General features: G+C 58.4%; 13 protein-coding genes and 2 pseudogenes. 2 read left to right on the top strand and 13 right to left on the bottom strand.

Features of this window, described 5'->3' with window-relative positions; all coding sequences use genetic code 11:
• Positions 1-122 precede the first annotated feature (122 nt).
• Genes FB472_RS05845 through FB472_RS05800 form a run of 10 tightly spaced genes read right to left on the bottom strand, consistent with a single transcriptional unit; the run spans position 123 to position 10,418 of the window.
• Positions 123-572, bottom strand: coding sequence for a hypothetical protein (locus FB472_RS05845; RefSeq protein WP_141990106.1), 450 nt, complete (start codon positions 570-572; stop codon positions 123-125).
• Positions 569-964 carry a hypothetical protein gene (locus tag FB472_RS05840; RefSeq protein WP_141990105.1) on the bottom strand — a complete coding sequence of 132 codons (396 nt, stop codon included), beginning with the start codon at positions 962-964 and terminating at the stop codon, positions 569-571. Before FB472_RS05840 ends, FB472_RS05845 begins: the two co-directional genes overlap by 4 nt.
• The gene (locus FB472_RS05835; RefSeq protein ID WP_246078105.1) at positions 964-2,799 is read right to left on the bottom strand and encodes a type IV secretory system conjugative DNA transfer family protein; all 1,836 of its coding nucleotides are present in this window, start codon (positions 2,797-2,799) and stop codon (positions 964-966) included. Before FB472_RS05835 ends, FB472_RS05840 begins: the two co-directional genes overlap by 1 nt.
• Entirely contained in the window at positions 2,796-4,112 is a 1,317-nt protein-coding gene (locus FB472_RS05830) for an AAA family ATPase (protein WP_141990104.1), read from the bottom strand. The genes FB472_RS05835 and FB472_RS05830 overlap by 4 nt, the downstream gene beginning before the upstream one ends.
• Positions 4,109-5,737, bottom strand: a complete 1,629-nt coding sequence (locus FB472_RS05825; RefSeq protein ID WP_141990103.1) for a hypothetical protein — start codon at positions 5,735-5,737, stop codon at positions 4,109-4,111. The genes FB472_RS05830 and FB472_RS05825 overlap by 4 nt, the downstream gene beginning before the upstream one ends.
• Entirely contained in the window at positions 5,737-7,233 is a 1,497-nt protein-coding gene (locus tag FB472_RS05820) for an SCO6880 family protein (protein WP_141990102.1), read from the bottom strand. The genes FB472_RS05825 and FB472_RS05820 overlap by 1 nt, the downstream gene beginning before the upstream one ends.
• Entirely contained in the window at positions 7,233-8,678 is a 1,446-nt protein-coding gene (locus tag FB472_RS05815; protein ID WP_141990101.1) for a hypothetical protein, read from the bottom strand. Before FB472_RS05815 ends, FB472_RS05820 begins: the two co-directional genes overlap by 1 nt.
• Before the next feature lie 7 nt (positions 8,679-8,685).
• Positions 8,686-9,000: a hypothetical protein gene (locus FB472_RS05810; RefSeq protein ID WP_141990100.1), complete on the bottom strand. Its 315-nt coding sequence runs from the start codon at positions 8,998-9,000 to the stop codon at positions 8,686-8,688.
• A 27-nt stretch (positions 9,001-9,027) separates the two neighbouring features.
• Positions 9,028-9,633: a M23 family metallopeptidase gene (locus FB472_RS05805; protein ID WP_141990099.1), complete on the bottom strand. Its 606-nt coding sequence runs from the start codon at positions 9,631-9,633 to the stop codon at positions 9,028-9,030.
• The gene (locus FB472_RS05800) at positions 9,633-10,418 is read right to left on the bottom strand and encodes a hypothetical protein (RefSeq protein WP_141990098.1); all 786 of its coding nucleotides are present in this window, start codon (positions 10,416-10,418) and stop codon (positions 9,633-9,635) included. Before FB472_RS05800 ends, FB472_RS05805 begins: the two co-directional genes overlap by 1 nt.
• A gap of 478 nt (positions 10,419-10,896) precedes the next feature.
• Between FB472_RS05800 and FB472_RS05795 the strand changes: the two genes are divergently transcribed.
• The gene (locus FB472_RS05795; protein ID WP_170192026.1) at positions 10,897-11,331 is read left to right on the top strand and encodes a helix-turn-helix domain-containing protein; all 435 of its coding nucleotides are present in this window, start codon (positions 10,897-10,899) and stop codon (positions 11,329-11,331) included.
• Positions 11,332-11,739: 408 nt separating this feature from the next.
• On the opposite strand, the gene FB472_RS05790 is transcribed toward FB472_RS05795, so the two are convergent.
• The gene (locus FB472_RS05790; RefSeq protein WP_141990096.1) at positions 11,740-12,492 is read right to left on the bottom strand and encodes a hypothetical protein; all 753 of its coding nucleotides are present in this window, start codon (positions 12,490-12,492) and stop codon (positions 11,740-11,742) included.
• A 234-nt stretch (positions 12,493-12,726) separates the two neighbouring features.
• Between FB472_RS05790 and FB472_RS05785 the strand changes: the two are divergent.
• Positions 12,727-13,821: pseudogene (locus tag FB472_RS05785) on the top strand (IS3 family transposase); the annotation flags it as partial.
• 1,177 nt (positions 13,822-14,998) lie between these two features.
• On the opposite strand, the pseudogene FB472_RS05780 reads toward FB472_RS05785, so the two are convergent.
• Together FB472_RS05780 and FB472_RS05775 are read right to left on the bottom strand one after the other, a co-directional pair.
• Positions 14,999-15,718: pseudogene (locus FB472_RS05780) on the bottom strand (HpcH/HpaI aldolase/citrate lyase family protein); the annotation flags it as partial.
• Between the two features lie 36 nt (positions 15,719-15,754).
• Positions 15,755-17,020 (bottom strand): IS110 family RNA-guided transposase, encoded by a 1,266-nt coding sequence (locus FB472_RS05775; protein WP_246078103.1) that lies wholly within the window; start codon positions 17,018-17,020, stop codon positions 15,755-15,757.
• Positions 17,021-17,336 lie beyond the last annotated feature (316 nt).

Genomic DNA, 17,336 nt, shown 5'->3' with positions numbered 1-17,336 from the left:
ACTGGATGTTGTGTCTGGAGGGTCCAAAAGGCCTACATGTGGGACGGACTGAGGGCTAAGGGTATCAAGATAGAAAGCCCTTTTTCTCTATTGGGCTCTGACTGTTTGTCAAACGTTGCGGGCTAAGCACGGCTAGTGGCACTCCACTTGCGCCACTCCACGTCATCGGGAAATGTCCGAACGCGATCGGCGCGGTGTCCTTGGCTGCATGCGCCTCCGGATATTTGCCGGATTCGGGCTTGGGCGTTGTGCCAACGTTCAACGAAACCGAGGGGGCCATAGCCGGCATCGGTGGTGTCGTAGGAGACGGTCCAGGCGGTTTGTAGTGCGGACAGCTCTTCTATGAGTGCTCCATGTCGCCACCAGCAATCTGGGATTACTTCTTCTTGGATTGCGTAGCGTTCGCAGATCCACTCGACCCAGGAGCGCAGCTCTTCCCACTTCTCGCTGGCGTCCTCGTTCGGTAGCGTTCTCCAGTTGACGGCGATCGCCGCGATGCTCTCGGAGTCTGGATCGCGGTCGCTTTCTTCTTCGGCGAGGGCATCGTCGATGTCGAAGTTCTCGTAGCTCATGGTTGCTCCGTGGTTGTGGGGGCTAGCTTTCGGCGAAGGGCACGCAGTGCGAACGCGCTGGCGACTGGGCGGCTGCGCATAGCGCGCAGTACCTGGTCGCGGTCGAGAAGCCGATGCAATAACTCGTGGTGGGCGGGGTGCAAACTCACCAGGTCGCTGTGGGTCTCTTCTGCTCTCCATCCGGTCGGTGTTTCAGCGACGCCGGAGTAGTCGACGTGGTGGAGTTCCAGATCGCGAACCCTTGCGATTCGGTTGCAGGCAGCGCAGCGCAAGGTGTTACCTGCTGCGGTTTCTTCGGCGAACCACCGGGCTCGTCGGGCAAACCATGCGCGCGAGCGCAGATAGCCAGTGCGGTATTTGTTGCCGCGTGCTGGCCTGCGAGAGTTAGACATCAGTTCTGGGTGTCCTCGTAGTCGAGTTCATCAGCTTCGTCGGGTATTGGAGCGGTGACAGCGGCAGCTTTCGCGAACTGGGTGCGGAACTGCTCCTGCTGCTCTGCTTCGGTCGTGCGCTTGCCTGTTGAGATGCTCTTGCTATCGGCGCGATCTTTCCACCCGCGTAGGTCGAGGAGTGCTCCGCGACGGTTACGGTAGGCCAGCAATCCCATGGATTGTGGCATGCGGCGAATCTCGTCAACTGTCATCAGCGGGACTCTTTCGAGCTGGTTGCTTGTGGAGGCTCCTTGCTGGTTGTAGCTGTAGGAGGAACGCTTCAGCTGTCGCGTTCCGAGGATGGCTTCAATGTCGCGGAGGTGGCTAATATCTGAAGCGCCTCCGAGCAGGATCTTCGCGGTAGCCGCGGACCAGATCGTGTCTGCTTCGGCCTTCGACCATGCTGTTTCTGCTTGCGAGAGCGCCTGCAGGACGACCATCGTGCAGATACCGCGGCCGCCACCATCAGCCATGACTCGGGGCAGTGCCGGCCAGGCGAACATGTTCGCGATCTCGTCAAGGATCAGGCCCAACGGCAGTTCGAGTCGTGAGCCTGGTGTCGCTAATGCCTTGCGGCGGGCGGTTTCAACAACGTCGTCCAAGAGGGCGCCGAGGAAGCCGCCCATCGCACCCGAGCCACCACTGGAACCGATGAGGTACAGGGTGTTTTCACCGGAGAGGAATTCATCGGCATCAAAGTTTTCCCCGCGTTTCGGAGATAGGGCTTCTCTGAGGCTCGGGATTCCGAGCGGGCGAACCGCGGCTGATACCCCAAACCATGATGACGACAGCAGCTTAGGGTCGCCGCCGAGGACACCGTTGAGGCTTTCAGCCCACCCCGGTGCGCCGTCGGTGCGAAGAATATCGACCGCTGCTCGGGCTAGGCCGGGGTTTGATCCCCAGTGGTACAGCTGCTCGACTCCGCCCCCTGAGACAGCCGCGGCATGCAGCAGCTGTGCCAGCACGCTTGAAGCGGCGCCTGCCCATTCTTGGTTCGATTGGCTGGCCCCGAGGGCAGTTCCCGCGATGATCGCTTGTGCGCGTTGATCGGCAACGAGCGGGTCATCGCATCCGGTGACCGGCGAAATACGTAGAGCCGAACCGACACCGGACAGCTGCTGCGGGTCGAAGACCGTCACACGGCCCCGCTCAGCGCGAGGCCGCATCGTCGCCGCCAAGTTGTCGTTGGTCGTCGAGGTCGTCACGAGGGGACCTGCCCAATCGAGGATCGCTGAGATCAGGATGCGATAGCCCTTTCCCGATCTGGGTGCACCTTCCAGTGCCACTGAGTCTTCGATGGACACATAGACGTCTATGCCAGACGAACGTCCGACCCTCCACCCCACGTCCGTGGCGGCAGGCTTGTGCAGATTTGGGCGGAGAGTTTTCACTTGTTTCAGTACGGCCTTTGACGACAGGTACTTGTTGATTTCGCTACCCTTCGCGAAACCTTCACGGCCGCGTAGCTGCTGGATGAAATAGCCATCCGACTGGCGATATCTGAACCACATGATGATCCCGGCGACTACCGCCAAAACACAGAGAACGACTACGACGATCCCGGCGACACGTGCCGGCCCTGCAGGGAACGTGCAGCCCTCGTCGACCACGTAGCTCGATGCGTCGCCGAAGAAGACGAATCCAACACCTGAGAACATCGACTGGGGTGCTGCCGCGCTGTCACAAATCACCGTGGTGACGAGGATGGTGACCGCCTGGCACGCGAAGTTGATCACTAGGATCACGGCCACCAGTCCGAGAACTGGTGTCACCCACCAGTTCTTCGCGGTGTTCATGCTTCCTGCTCGTTCAGGCTGGCGGCGACTGCCGCACCTGCTGCGATCCATGCATTCTTAGTGGCTGGCTTCAAGCTGTCGAAGCGAAGCGCACCCGATTTCAGACTTGGGTCGAAGGGAATCACGATGGTGCGGGGTGCTACTTTTTCGAAGCCGGCCACGATCCGTGCGACCTCGGTAGCCGGGGTGGAGCGCTCAGCGACGGTAACGACGACGACCGCGTTCTTAACCAGCTGTGCGGATCGCTCATCACGCTGGCTTAGTTCCTCGAGCAACAGTGCTGCGGACTCAGCGGCTTCTCCCGAAGGGCTGGTGGGTACTACAAGCTGATCGCAGTGGTCGATCATCCGAAGCCAGCGCTGGGACGATTCATCGTTGCCTGTGTCGAAGATGACCATCCGCGAGTACTTCTTGATGACTTCGTTCAGGGCATCGAACTCACCGGATGTCAGCCGTTGGTCGGAGGCGAGCAGCTTGGGGTTGGAGCGGAGCACGTCATACATATCTGCGCTCTGGTGGTGAACGTAAAGTGCGAGATCCCCGATGGTCGCTGTCGGCTGCATGAGCCGCTCGGTGACGCCGCCAAGGTCTTGGATGGTGGCGTTGTGGCTGGAGCGTTCCGTTCTCCAGCCGAGTGTTCCGCGAGTGTCATTGTTGTCCCAGGCGATTACCCCTGAGCCACCGTGACGGGCGAAAACTGCCGACAGCATCGCGGTAGTTAGTGTTTTGCCGACTCCACCTTTGCCGTTGACGACGGCAATCGAGCGGCCGCCGGCCCAGTGCTGGCTGACGGCTCGGATATTCATCAGGCGCTCTTGTTCTGCAGCGGAGGGGGCAATCTTGATGCCCGTTGTGCGCGTGATCAGACCGCGCCACCCCGATGCTGGTGGGAGGGCGGCACTGTCGTCCGCGAGGAACGACCGGCGCCCTTCTTCGGGCGCTTCTTCCTTTGCCTCGAGGGTCGGCTCGGGTTCCGGGGCGATGGTGGCTTCCTCTTCTCGTTCCACCGTCATTGGTGGGGTTCTGCGTAGTGGCCCTACGTGGGTGGTGTGCTGTTGGGGTTTGGCCGTGTTGTCGGGGCTGACGCGTCCGTCGCCGGAGACTAAGAAGCTGAAGACTCCGTTGGATTGTTTTGAGGTCAGGCGAACGTCGGTGCCGTGCTCGCGGGCAACTTCGGTGGCTCTTTGGATGATGCCGCTGCGGAGTTGGTCCTCACGTGGGTATTGGACGGTTTCGGTCAGTTTGCCGGCGACGCTGACGGTGGCTTCGGTTCCGTTCGCGGCGACGTCGGCTGTCATTTCGAGGGTGCTCATGCGGACTTCTCCTTGTGGCCCTGAACGGGCACGGTCGAGGGCCAGATCTGATCCAAGTTGGGTTCATCCAGTGGCCACAGATCATCGAGGTACTGGGTTCTGAAATCCAGTTCAGCTACCGGGTTGGCGACGATGTCGGCGGCGCCTTCCACGGCGTCGTCAGTTTTGAAGAGTTCGTACTCCCACTGGGTCGAGGTAACGAAGGCGTCGACCAGGTACGAATACAGACCGACATAGGCGATGAAGGTGCCCGATCGTAAGCGGCGCGCGATCAGCACATGTTGCGGCGGTAGCTTCAGGCGTTTAACGAGGTTGTCTTCTTCTTGCTGGTTGACGCGGAAGATGAACTTGTTCTCGATGTCGGCGGCGATCGAGTAGGCCAGTGCACGTTCTTCTGACCCTTCCTTGCCGACAGCATCGAGATCAGAAAACTTGTGCAGGATCAGCACGTTGCTGATGCCATAGTGACGTGACAGCTTCAGCCATTGCTGCAGGGTTTGCAGGGCGGCGACCGAGGACATATCGCGCCAGCCTTCTTCGCGAATCAGGTAGCGGGTTTTCTTGGCGGCTCGGTCGGAGATGACTGCCTGTATCCATGCGCTTGTGCAGAGCTGGGTCAGCTGTGCCACGAGATTACCGCGCTGGAAAAGCTCGGAGGTGTCGACCACGACCATGGGAGCTTCATCATCAAACTTCGCAGTCGATTCGTGCTCGAAGAGACCACGCAGATCCCCATCGATGAACCGTTTGAGAACGTAGCGTGCGCGCTCTCCTTCATTGAAAAGTTTCGCGGCTCGAAGAGACGAAGTCGCATCGATATTTTCCAACTGCTCGGATACTGCGGTCAGTGTCGGCCGATCGCCGGTCACGTCGATCGCGGTATCGAGAGCCCAGCTGATTGAGGCGTGCTCCATTGGAGTCAACGGGGGTTGGCCGCTGAGTGTCAGTTCGATGATGCTTCTCAGGGTTCCGTGCCGGCGGTCATGAACCATCTGCAGGTGCTCGTCGTCGGTGGCGTTTGAACGCCGCGGGCCACCATCTAAGGGGTTGATTCGTGCGGTGGTGTTGGGTCCGCCTACACGGATCACTTTTCCTCCGGGGGTTGCCTCGCACACGGCAACCCACTCGCCCTTGGAATCAGACGGCACCACTACTTGGTGGCCGAACGGGATGCTGCGGGTGGTGAGCATCTTCAAAACACCGGACTTACCGGAGCGGTAGGCTCCGAGCACAAGAATATTTGTTGACAGCGCGGCTCGCGATGTGGTGTCTGTGTAGAGGTCCCACGGTGAGAAATGCCACAACGAGTCGGCGTTGAGGTCGACACCAAGAATGGGGCCGCGATGGCCCAGTCCGCGGTCGGCAATAAAGGGGTAGATGCCGGCGACGTGGTGGCTTGTGGCTTGGTGGTGGGGCTGCTGCAGCCGCATCAGGTTCCAGTATTCGCCGGTGCGGACCCCTGGCCCGAACATGCCGGGGACGGCAGCGGGTGGAAGATTGAGGGCGTTCTGCGACTGCCCCGTCTCCTCCTTTTGCGACGTCAGAGCGGCAGTCTCTTTGGCGCGCTGTCGACGTTCGCTGCGCGTCAACGACGGTGGGGTGACGGTGAACACTTTCCGTGCCATTACTTCAGCCCCGTTCCCAGTGGCATCGCGTTGATGAACAGTGCCTCTGCTTGCTGGCAGTAAAGAATCTGGCCTTCCATGCCCACACGGGACATCGCGTTTCGGATGCCGGCGATACCGGATGCGAGCCGTTCCTCGGTTGGGGCGCTCACAGTGAGGTAGCCGCCATAGCGGTATTCGCCGTGGCCCTGGACGATGGATTCCTCTTGGTCATCCAGCGCCTGCCAGTCAGCACGATCCTCAGCGGAGTCGCTGTCGTTGCGTTTTGCTTTCAAGCGTTGGTTTCCACGCCACACTTTTTTCTCTGTGCGAATGCGCTTGAGGGCTGCCTTGACGGAAACTGGGGTCAGTACGAGGGTGAAGATGTGGCTGATCGCATCGTCGGTAGCGGGGTCGCGGGCGAAGACGATGGGTTCGATGAATCCGACTTGTGCCATGCTCCGTGGCCACTCGTGGATCCACATCGTCGAGTGCCATGCACCTTCGGCGAGCACGACCCCGTTGTTGCCTTTAGGTTCGTCAAACGCCATCGGCCCAATCGCGTCGACCGAGACGCCGACCTGCTCGTCAGAGCGATCTTGGATCATCGGTACCGAAGCGATGTCGAGTGCGGTTCGGGCCATCGCTGCCCACTGGCGGGAGTCGAGCCAACGACGGACGTTGATGTTCGCGGCCGCTAGCGCCGCTCCAACATTGCCTGCTTCGAGCTTGGCCAGTGTCTGAATAGCGTGCTTGCCACCTCCGAGGCTTTTCAGCTGCGACTGCAGCACGACCAGGTCGAGGGTCAGTGTGAGGTAGTTACGGTGTGAGACGGCGAAGCGTTCGGCGTTGTCCATCACGTCGCGGTAGTTCTCGGCGACAGCGGTCGTGCCATCGGTGCCCCGACGGGCCAACGTGTCTTCGAAATGCTGCCGTGCCGGCCTAATTGTGGTCGGCATTGTGCGTTCTTGCATCGAGACTCGCTTGATGCCGGCACGCTGGGTGAACGAGGTCAGTACTGAGGCGAGTTGCTGCGAGAGGTCGTACCGGTCAGCATTGTCCATCATCAGAAATCCGTCAACGTCTAACTCGGCGGTAATCGAAACAGTTCGATCGCCAGGGTTATAGGCCGAGGTGAAGTCGTCTGAGTCCCACAGTTGAACGTTTGCAAGCTTGCCCGGCAGATTCAGCGTCGCGGCCACGCGAGGCCGCTCAGGCCGGAAGCGGGTCTTCGTCCCACCTGTGGCGTGCCTAACTTGCTTGGAGATCCAGAGGGCAGCAAGTTTCGATGCGGGCATTCCCTGTATGGGGATAAATGACGCTATCCCCATTGGTGCCCAGATGATGGCGCTGGCGAAGAACCCAACGAACCCGTAGCGGGTTGTAGAGATGACAGCGATCGCTAGCGCTGCTGCGATTGTGGTGAATGCCCAGCCGTCGAGGCCGAGGAAGACTCCTTGGGACGACCTGCGGCTCAGGCGCACCGGCCGGTTGTAGACGTCGTTGCTGCTGGACATTAGCTGGCTCCATTTCGTGGTGTGCCGCTCGATCTAGCTGATTGGGGCGCCGGTGCGCCTACCGCGGAGGGGTTTGTAGTCGTCGGGGTGCTGGGGTGCCCTCCGGCGCTCTGGCGGGATTGCGGCTTCTGGGTGGCAGCTGATGGTGATGACGCTGATGGTGATGTTGTTCGGGGTGCTGAAGTGCGCGGTTGGCTAGCTTTCCGGCGGGCAGAATTTGCTCGGCTAGCAGCTCCGCGTGCCATAGAAACGCCGCGGCTAGCTTGTTGTGTTGCGCTTGAGCCCATGCGTGAGCCGACAGCATCGGCGGCGGTGCCTCCGATGAAGCTGAACATGCTGAACGCGGCAATCGGTACGAACGCGATCATGCAGAGTCCGATGCCGAAGGGAAGTGCTTGGATGCTCCAGAGTGTGTCGACTTCACCGACACCTGTGATGACCAGGGCCAATAGCCCTAGCGTTAGTGGTGTGGTCAGGATGAGGGCGATTACAGCGGAAAAATAGCGCACTACCCACTGTTTCCCGAATGATGTCGGGAAGAGCATCCACGCCACGGGTCCCATCGAGATCAGTGCGGCCAGCGCAAAGTTGCGGAATGAGAACACTGCCACCAGGACCCCGGTGGCGATTGCAAGAAGGCCGAGGATGCTGGTTGCGGCGAAGATGTTTCCGCCGCCACCACCGAAGATCAAGTTCTCCATGAACTTCTCTACCCCGCCACCAGCGTTGGTGCGATTGATGATGGGCTCGACCATCAAATCAACGATGTCCAGCAGATTTCCGATTATCCATAGGGAGGCCGCGGAAAGCGGTAGAGATAACGCAAATCGTGAGACCGCAGTGACGAGGTCACTGCGGTCTCCGGTGGCCATAGCCATGACGATCGCCACGATTCCCGCTCCGAGAATGACGAGAATGATCGCGCCTTGCCACCATGCCCACTCAGTAAGGGAGGCCTCCCACAGACGGGAATCTGAGTTGAAGCTGGTTTGGCTAATCGCCCAGCTGAGACTCCCTCCGATCGATGTTGCGAATGCACTGGCCGCCATTTGTCCGACGGTGCATGAGGGGTCCAGTAGCGCACATTTGAAATCAATCTTGAGCTCTTCACCGCCATGATTTCTGATCGCCTCAATGTTGTCTTCTGAGGTGCTGCAAACCGTGTTTTGTTGTTCGCCGATTATCACTTTGTTGAAGCATCGTTCCTCGACGGAGCTAGCGAGTTCTGTGGGAGCGCAAGTGATCCTTATGCCAGTTCTGATGCACTCAACGTCGGCCGCGGGAGCGCTCCATTCTTGACCTGTTACTTCGCCCTGTGCAGCTGAGACTGCAGCAGAGTAGGGAACATCGGCCGGTCCCGCCGCAGCCGGTGCTGCGACAAGGACGCTGATGCCGACGGCTACAGCCCCCGAGATGCTCAGCATCGTCCACTTGGGAATTCTCATGCTGTTTTTAGAATCCGAAGTTGAAGTTGACGAGCCACGCAAAAATGCCGGAGATGCTGCCAAGGATGATGGTGGCGATTGCTACGGTGGCCACGTTCTCTCCCGCCCAGCTCTGCATCCGTTCTGGAACGATTGACTTGAACCCTAAGGAAGCTACGGCGACGATCAATACGCCGAACATAATTACCAACGCAGCGCCCAGGATGTAGGAAACGACTGTTTGCACTCCAACCATGAAAGGTGCGGAGAAATCGGGAGCGATGGGCGGCACTGTCACATCAGCCGGGAGGCTTCCGATCAGTTCTACTGCGAAGTGGATCATTTATTTTCCTTTTTCCTAATCAGAGAGTTAGAGGGAGATGCCGTGCTGCAGCATGAAGGGACGGGGATCAACGGGCCGCCCGTTGACGTCGAGCTCAAAGTGCAGGTGGCAACCGCTGGAGAGTCCGGTTGTGCCCTCGATGCCGATCTGATCGCCGGCTTGCACGGTCTCGCCGACCGTGGTCAATACGCCGCCATCGACCATGTGGCCGTAGACGGTAACGTATCCGCCACCGTGATCGATGTTGACCCAGTTGCCGTAACCGCCAGAGTTCCACCCGGCTGCGGTGACAGTTCCAGGGCCAGCGGCGTAGATAGGGCTGCCGCAACCCGCAGACAGATCGATCCCCTTGTGAAACTCGGAACACACGAAGCAGTCGGAGCGGTCCGGGTATCCGAATGCTGCCGTCTCAAAATATCCGCTCTGGGGCGCGCCCCACTCGCCCACAATCAATGGCCCACCAGTGGCGTTATCCGGCGGAGTAGTCGCGGGGGTCGCGTTGACGACTCCCAAGAAAAGCGGAAGCGAGAGCAACAACGCGCCAGCAGTTCCCGCTAAGCCCACTACGAGTAGCCGCAATGCGGGCTTCAGGCCCCATGAAACGGCGAGCTTCACGACGACAGGTGCGGCCATCAGTTGAAAACTTCAGGAAAGTAACGGATTACGGTGCAGTCTCCGGGAACTTGCGGCGTGGGTGGTACGGGGTATGAGCCCTCGCACTGGATTTGCATAGATACGCTCAGGGGCTTCACAACCTCGATCGGGTTCCCACTTTGCTCTGCCGTGGTCGCAATATCCAGGTCGACAGTGACGGTGTGGAGGTCGATGGCAATCAGGTCCTCTAGAGAACCCTCGGAAATCGAGACGTGGTCGTAGTCCATCTTCACGACGCCAGTGGGCTTCCCGACTAGGACCGAGTCATCTCGAGCGAGAAGGTCCCACCGTGAGGAGTCACCGATTATTCGGCTGTAGATCTCGTTAAGCCGATCATCCCTGACGCCCTCCAGCTCAGAGAGGTCAGTTCCGTAGCGTTGGTCGTGTCCGATCCACCCGGCTATGTATTCCTTGAACTCCTTGCGGTCGACCTTTGTCGAGTCGACTGTCACAAGCGCTTTAGCGGCTTCAATCGCGTACTGCTGGATGTCGGAGGTGATGGGCTGGGCGATGAGTCCCAGTTCGGTCACTGTGGGGTCGACCACTTCGCTTCGTCGCCCTTCGGGCCCCTCGGTGGGCGGAGCTGGTGACATTTCTGTTCCACTAGGAACAGATTCGGAAGGCTGTGTTTTGTTCTGGTCAGTCCCCAGCCAAGCCAACGACCAAATGATTGCACCGACCGCGGCGAGCCCAAGGAGCACGACCAAAATCAACGCGACCAGTCGTCGGACCTTTCTCTGTTCCTCGGTGCGCTCTTTCGCCATTAGCAATCTCTCCTCCAAGCGACTAAACATCTGGGGCCTCTCGCCCGATATTTCTTCGCATAACGTCCGTACCACCCTAGTCTGGGGGGTAGACGCTAAGGTCCACTTACGTCGTCCACATCATCTGGGTCAGCGACAACCACTGCTGCCTAACTCTTTAGTAGTGATAATACTGCATTAAATACTGTTTCGCCCTTATAAAACGTAAAAACGATCACTAGCCTCTTTATGGGGTGCAATGTGCGCGCGGTAAAATGAGCGGTGCCATAACCGAATGTGTGCGCATGCGTTTCGGAACCTACTGCGCCTTTCCCCGGCTCGCGCGCTACTTCACGACATAATGCAGGGACTAGAAGCTCTATTTGTGCGAAGAAATGGTTGGCAGTGTCGGTCTCAGTACGTTTCGACTACTACGAGGAATTCAGTCTTCACGTTGAGGTTGTCGTTTCTTGTCTTGTCCGTTCACTTGGGTCGCCTCATGCCTGACGAGAATTATTGGATGCGGTTCCCTCAGGTGCTGAGCGTTGCAGAGGTCGCTGAGATCACTCGCGTCTCCAGCGTTACAGTCTGGCGGCTGCTCAATAGCAGCAAAATTCCCGCGCACCGCATCGCTGATGCGTGGATTATCTATAAAGAGGAGGTTCAGGCGTGGGCTGAGAGTGGCGCGGAATCATCGAAGGTGCATTCGCCGACTAGGTTCCTTGAGGGGTATCCCGAAGAACTTACAATCGAAGATTTGACTGTGTTGCTCGGCAAGACACAGCAAACGGTATATAAGTGGCTTGCAGCCGGGAGCCTTGCCCCAACGGGGTGGCGAGTCGGCCGGAAGTGGTTGCTCCACAAAAGCAGCTTTATCGTCCTCCTTGAGAACAGCAGCAACCAACATGCTGATTTCGTTGGCGACGGAGCGTGAGGTTGTAGCTGATGTAACTGAGATCCGTTTCAGCTCAGCTGTCAAAAGGGTCTGCCGCAAGGTCAGGTCACCGAATCAACCAAACTTTCAGCAGTCCCAAATCCGTTATCTGCCTTAAGTTTGTCCGCAAAAGCCTTGGGGATTATAATACGTCCGGCACCGTCTTCATTAGCGGTCCCAGTGAAGTAGTACTCCGCCACGTTACCTGAGGCGCCGCGTAGGCACGGATAGATTGAATAAACGGTAGGATAAAAGAACAAACAAAAAGGCTGATGCAGCTAAAAAGGTCTTTTTTGTGCTTATTCTAATATTTGCTCTAGTCATAAAACCTCTCGCTCGATTGAACAGCATAAGCGGTAAAATAGGAAGCGAGAAGCTAAGGGCTGTGGTCTTTACGCGAGAATGACTCTATAGGTCTTTGGCTGCGTAGTACCAACTGTCAGAGTCTGGGTTTAGCCTAAGTGTAAAACCGATAGAACCACCTCTAGGCTTATTTTCCACTTCGTTGTCATTGTTGTTTGTGAGGCTGTTATCTTCATTCGGCCAAAAAGTAAAATTGTACCGTCCGTTCAAGACGTTCGCTGACGTAATATCAAACTCTACTGATTCATTTGTAACAGTAAGCTCTGTAGGATTTTCTTCATTTGCGGTCAGTATTCTCTGTTTCAAGAACATGTTATGGTCACGAACGGAAGCATCGAAAACACCTTGCTGCTCGCCAAACAGACTGGCACTGTCTGTGCCGAAAAGTGCTTCGCTGAAGACTTCTGTCCAGTATTCATGTTCCATCTTGTCTCCCATTTCATCCATTGAGAGCGCGAGCGCCTGATCAAAGAAGTCTTTCGGGACTTCATCGAACCCTGCACCAAACCAGTCTTCAACAAGCGTTTCGCCAAATGCTAGAGCAACTTCTTCGGGAGTGGTGTATTTTGACGCATCAATCCGGTATGAATCAACAAGTGCTTCGTACTCTGGCGAACCGACAGTTGGTCGCTCAGCGATAGCTGCTGCAATATCTTGTTCGTAGGTAATTTCAGGCTCGGTCTCGCTCGGCTCTGCCGAAGCGCCGCTTTGATCTGCCGGAGAAGATTCGCCGGGGCTCGAACAGGCGGTTATGCCCAGCAGAACTGCGAGAACAAGAGTGGGTAACAATGACCGCATCAGTAGCTCCTTCGTGCAATGAACTTATGTCGGGTTCTTCAATTGGCGGCAACCAGTGCCCCGATTCGATACCTAGATTGCTAAAGGTCTCGGGCTATGTCGACCCTGCGGGTGTTCATGTCCGTTGTCCGGGCCGTTGGATATGTCTGCATCAGCATAGCTACACCCAGTTTCTAGCGCCAAGTTTATAACTACGGATTCGAACGCAGAAGGGTCTGCTGCACGAGTAGGTGACAGGTCAAACAGACCGCCACTGATCTTGGTATCCACGAGGTCACACTGCATTCCTGGCTGCGTCAAGACGACATCGATCACGGACGCCGGCCCGGCGATAGCACCCAGGAAGCGGCTGAACTTCGATCGGCACGACAGCGGATTCGGCAACTCGAACAAGAACTCGAGATTCTGAAACGAGCCTCGAAATGGCTCGAAGAGGAGGAAGGCGTCGACCCACAAGGGCGCACCCGGTGATCGATCGACTTGTCGACGCCGGGGCACCAGTTCAGGTTTGCTGCCGCCTTCTCGGAGTATCCAGACAGGGCTACTACCGGTATCGAAAACGCCCGACCAGCTCAACGCAGCTCCGCAGACTCTGGCTCACTGGTCTGATTCGGGAGACCCCTTATCGCCTCTCGTGGCACCTACGGATGTCGGCGTATCCATGCCGAACTCACGATCGGCATGGATATCCAATGCTCAAGCCGCCTGGTCTCGGTGCTGATGACGAAAGCAGGAATCGGTGGTCTTCCCGGTCCTATGCGTGTGAAACGTCTGAAGGGCGTGGCTACGGCCGATGATCTTGTCAACCGGAAGTTCCATCGCCTCAACTTGAACGAACTTTGGGTCACCGATATTACGGAGCATCCCACGCGGGAAGGAAAGGTTTTCTGCGCGGCAGTCCTTGACGCGTGCAGCCGCATGATCGTCGGCTGGGCTATTGACTCTAAACAGGACTCAACGCTTGTCGTGAACGCCGTTGATATGGCTATCAGGGCGCGCACACCAGCGCCCGGCGGAATCGTTCATGCCGATCACGGAGTCCAATTCACCTCGTGGGTTTTCACCCAGAAGATTCGTTCGGCCGGTCTCTTGCCTTCGTTTGGAACCGTTGGCGACGGGCTCGATAATGCCATGATGGAATCCTTCTGGTCATCAATGCAGATCGAGTTGCTGAACCGTAAGAAGTGGCGGACCCGAATCGAGCTCGCGAACGCTATCTTCGAGTACATCCAGGTGTTCTACAATCGCCGACGACGACACTCCGCACTCAGTTACGCAACACCCCACGAATACGACCTCGCCCACACTCCGCAACCAATATCCGCCTGAAGCTAGTCACCCCGAGTGGAAACCAAACCATAGGTCAGGTCACAACGCGCTCGACACCCTCGAATTGCCGCCGCTCTACGACGTCGAAATCTGGGCGTACCTCGACCGTGCCGCGCACGCCATCGTCAACACGTTAGAGGAGTAGCGCTCGCGCCGTGTGTCGGCGAGTTTTCGATGCGCGAGCACCGGGTTACCGCCAGCCCTCATTGGGACGCCGGCCACCGACTCTACGAACTCGAGGTCTCGGCTCGATACCGACCCGTTGTAGGCGTGTGATACTTTTGGCGAACCCTACTGAAGGATTTTGTATGACTCTAGATTGCCTCGCTAGCCCAGACTTCACGGAGACTAAAGACAATAAAGCGTCGGCGCAGTCTAGGCATCGGTCGCGGACTCCCGCTTTAATTGCGATACCCGTTCTGGCGGCCTTCGTTCTCGTCGGCTGCACTAGTCCGCAAAGTAGTTCAGGAACCCCGACTGGCTCATCCGACTCGGACTCGGAAGCTGTTGCCGAACCAACGAAGGAGCTTGCTCCGTCAACTCCCGTCGAGTGCACAGCTATTACCCTCGCTGTCGGGTCTAGCATCGATGGAGACCAATTATCGGAATGCTTGATTGCTTCGGCGATTGCTGCAGGTTCCTACGGGTTCGAGTTGGTGTGGCAGTCTGGGGAGACCATTCAAAAGTCGAGCTGGATCCTCAATCTAGAGCAAAATTCGTCAAATAACGTTTACGTCATCGGAGATACACGGTCGGAGGTACGCGTAATCGGAGACCGGGCTTGGGGCGATGGACTTCACGGTGCTTGGAATGAGGTGGACCCTTCCTCTGCGAGAACCTTCATCAAGTCGTCTGACGAAACTTCCGCTGGCAGTATTTTCACCGACAATAGCTTCCTCGATTTCACGGTAGAATCCGCTGACGGAGCAGTCGATGGAGACGTAAGCGAAATAGTCTTCCATCTCGTTGCGATGACGCCGACAGAGAATGCGACTGCCCCGGGCATCATTTGGGAATCCGCAACCCTTGACATTACTGGTGATTTCGAGCCGCGGGTCCTCCAAGCCATCCACGACGCACCAAACGGTAATAGCGGAGAGAAAAGTATCGTCTGGAGCGATTGGGGTACAGTGGGCGAGCTGACGCCGCCGGTGTAAATTGAAGCCGGAAAATCAGCCTCGCGATGCACAGCCCGCGCAACAACGCACTCAGCATGGCGCAGGATCGGCCCATCCACCATGCGGCCCTCGAAGCTGAAGACGCCAAGCCGCGTTTCCGCGGCGGCGAGAAGTGCCCGTGCTGACGCAATTTGCTCGACGGTCGGCGCATAGCTCTCGCGCACAACCGCGACCTGAGAGGGATGAATGCAGGCCGTCGCCGTGAACCCGAGTGCTGCAGCATCCCGAGCCTCAGCACCGAGACCCTCCGTGTCGGCAATGTCGAGATGCACGGCGTCGATCACTGCCTTCGAATAGGCACCAGCCGCAAGCAACACCGACGACCGCGCATGAAGCGCCACGCCCCGGTAGGGCCCGTCGTCAACACGTGACGAAGTTCCCCCGAGCGAGGCAACCAAATCTTCGGCACCCCACATGAGAGCGACCACGCAATCGAGCGCCGCAAGGCTAGTTGCTGCGAGCACACCGCGAGCCGTCTCGCACAGGGCGATTACGTCGAGCTCGGTGAGCGCATCGAAATCGGCGACCGACTCTGCCTTCGACAACATGACGGTGCGGTACTCGGTCTGTTCGAGAGCTTCGAGGTCGCTGTCGTGGTCTTGGGTACCCGCGGGGTTGATGCGCACGATGGTGCGTGCCGGATCCAGCGGGTTCGCGATGAGTGCCTTGCGAGCCGCAGCCTTGTCGACGCTCGCGACAGCATCCTCAAGGACGATAATCGGTCGCGTCCCGCTGAGTGGATGCTCCTATTGTTGTCAAGCGGCTTTTGGGGTCTCGATTTGGTTGAGTGCCTCGTGTGCTTTCTGCTCGAGTTCGGTGTCGCCGCGGGTTCCGATTTCGAGTCGGCGTAGCCGCTGGTAAGGGACCCCGAGGGTTGCGGCAAGGATCGTGATGGGGATCTCGAGTTCTTGACGTCGGCGACGCAGCAGCATGCCCGTTGGGGTCTCGGGAATCGGGGCGGTGAGCGCACGGAAGATCTCGTTTGCGATGTGTCGTTTCAGGCATCGGACTATGTCCCGGTCGGAGAGCCCCTCGGCACGACGGCGAGCGAAGTAGGACGCGGTGCGGGGTTCCTGGTGTCTCATCCGAAGGAGCACAATCCGGTGCAGGGCACTGTTCGCTTTCCGGTTGCCTCCGCGGGAGAGGCGGTGGCGCACTCGTTGGCCGGACGATGCGGGGATCGGGGCGGCCCCGCAGAGCGCAGCAAACGCTGCCGCGGAAGCCAGCCTCTCGGGGTTGTCTCCGGCGGCTGTCAGGAGCGTGGCTGCGGTGACGATGCCGACGCCACTGAGCGCGAGCAGGACCGGGTTGAGAACCCGGATAAGGATGTTGAGGTGGCTATCGATGACCGCAATCTCATCTCGAAGCAGACTGTGCCTGAGTGCGAGACGTTTCAGGGTGTGCCTGGCAACAATGGCGGGATCCGCTCCAGGAGCTGGCCGGCTTCGGCTCAGAACAGCCACGAGCTTCTCGCCCCCCAATGCTCGGTAATCCTGGCGAACCTGGTCAGGTGCGGTGACGAGCAGGCCGTGGATCTGGTTCATGGCCTGCGATCGGGCTTTGACTGCGGAATGCCGCTCACTCACCAGGATCCGCAGCGATTCAACCAATCCATCGCCTCTTTTCGGGATCCCAGCCTCGGTGCCAGCGATGACGGCCAGGGCAGCTTGGTGCGCATCGATCGGGTCCGACTTGCCTTTGAGCCTGCGGTGGCGCCGGTTCGGCCGTGCGATCTCCATCACGGTGAACCCCGCCGCCGCCAAGACGCGGGAAATGCCCGCCCCATACGAACCCGTCCCCTCGACGCCGACTCGCTCGACGGGCCCGTGCGACTGGAAGAACGCGACCACCTGGGCGTAACCGGTGGGCGTCGCTGGGAACTCGCGATCGTTTACGGGCCGCCCGGTCCCGTCAACGACCGCAACATGGTGGGTGTCCTTGTGGGTGTCGATCCCAGCGAACAAGGGCCCGGGTAAGCGCTCGGGATTGGCTGCGAGGGTGAGAGATGTCATGCTCGTCATGGACGAGTTCCTTTCCGCTAATGAATGAACAGTCATCGCGGGCTGGGTGGGGCAGACGGCACAAAGGTGAGACGACTTCCGGTCAGGCTCCTATCAAGTCATGTCCTGCCCGGCCACGCGACAGTGGCACCGGCAGCGTGGACAAATCCACATAAAGACAACCCGTCAAGGGTGTCGGTGTAAAAGCGAGTCACACACCGCCGGAGCCAAGTCCATCATCTCTGTGTGCAGGTTAGCGCGGATGGCCAAGCTATTGATGCTTCAACTGCCACAATGAGCCTGGGTGAGAGCAGCAAATGATGGGAACCGTTACGTT

It is taken from the genome of Rhodoglobus vestalii (assembly GCF_006788895.1).
GTDB lineage: Bacteria > Actinomycetota > Actinomycetes > Actinomycetales > Microbacteriaceae > Rhodoglobus > Rhodoglobus vestalii.
The sequence above is the reverse complement of the archived record's forward strand: the minus strand, read 5'-3'. Positions and strand labels throughout refer to the sequence as shown.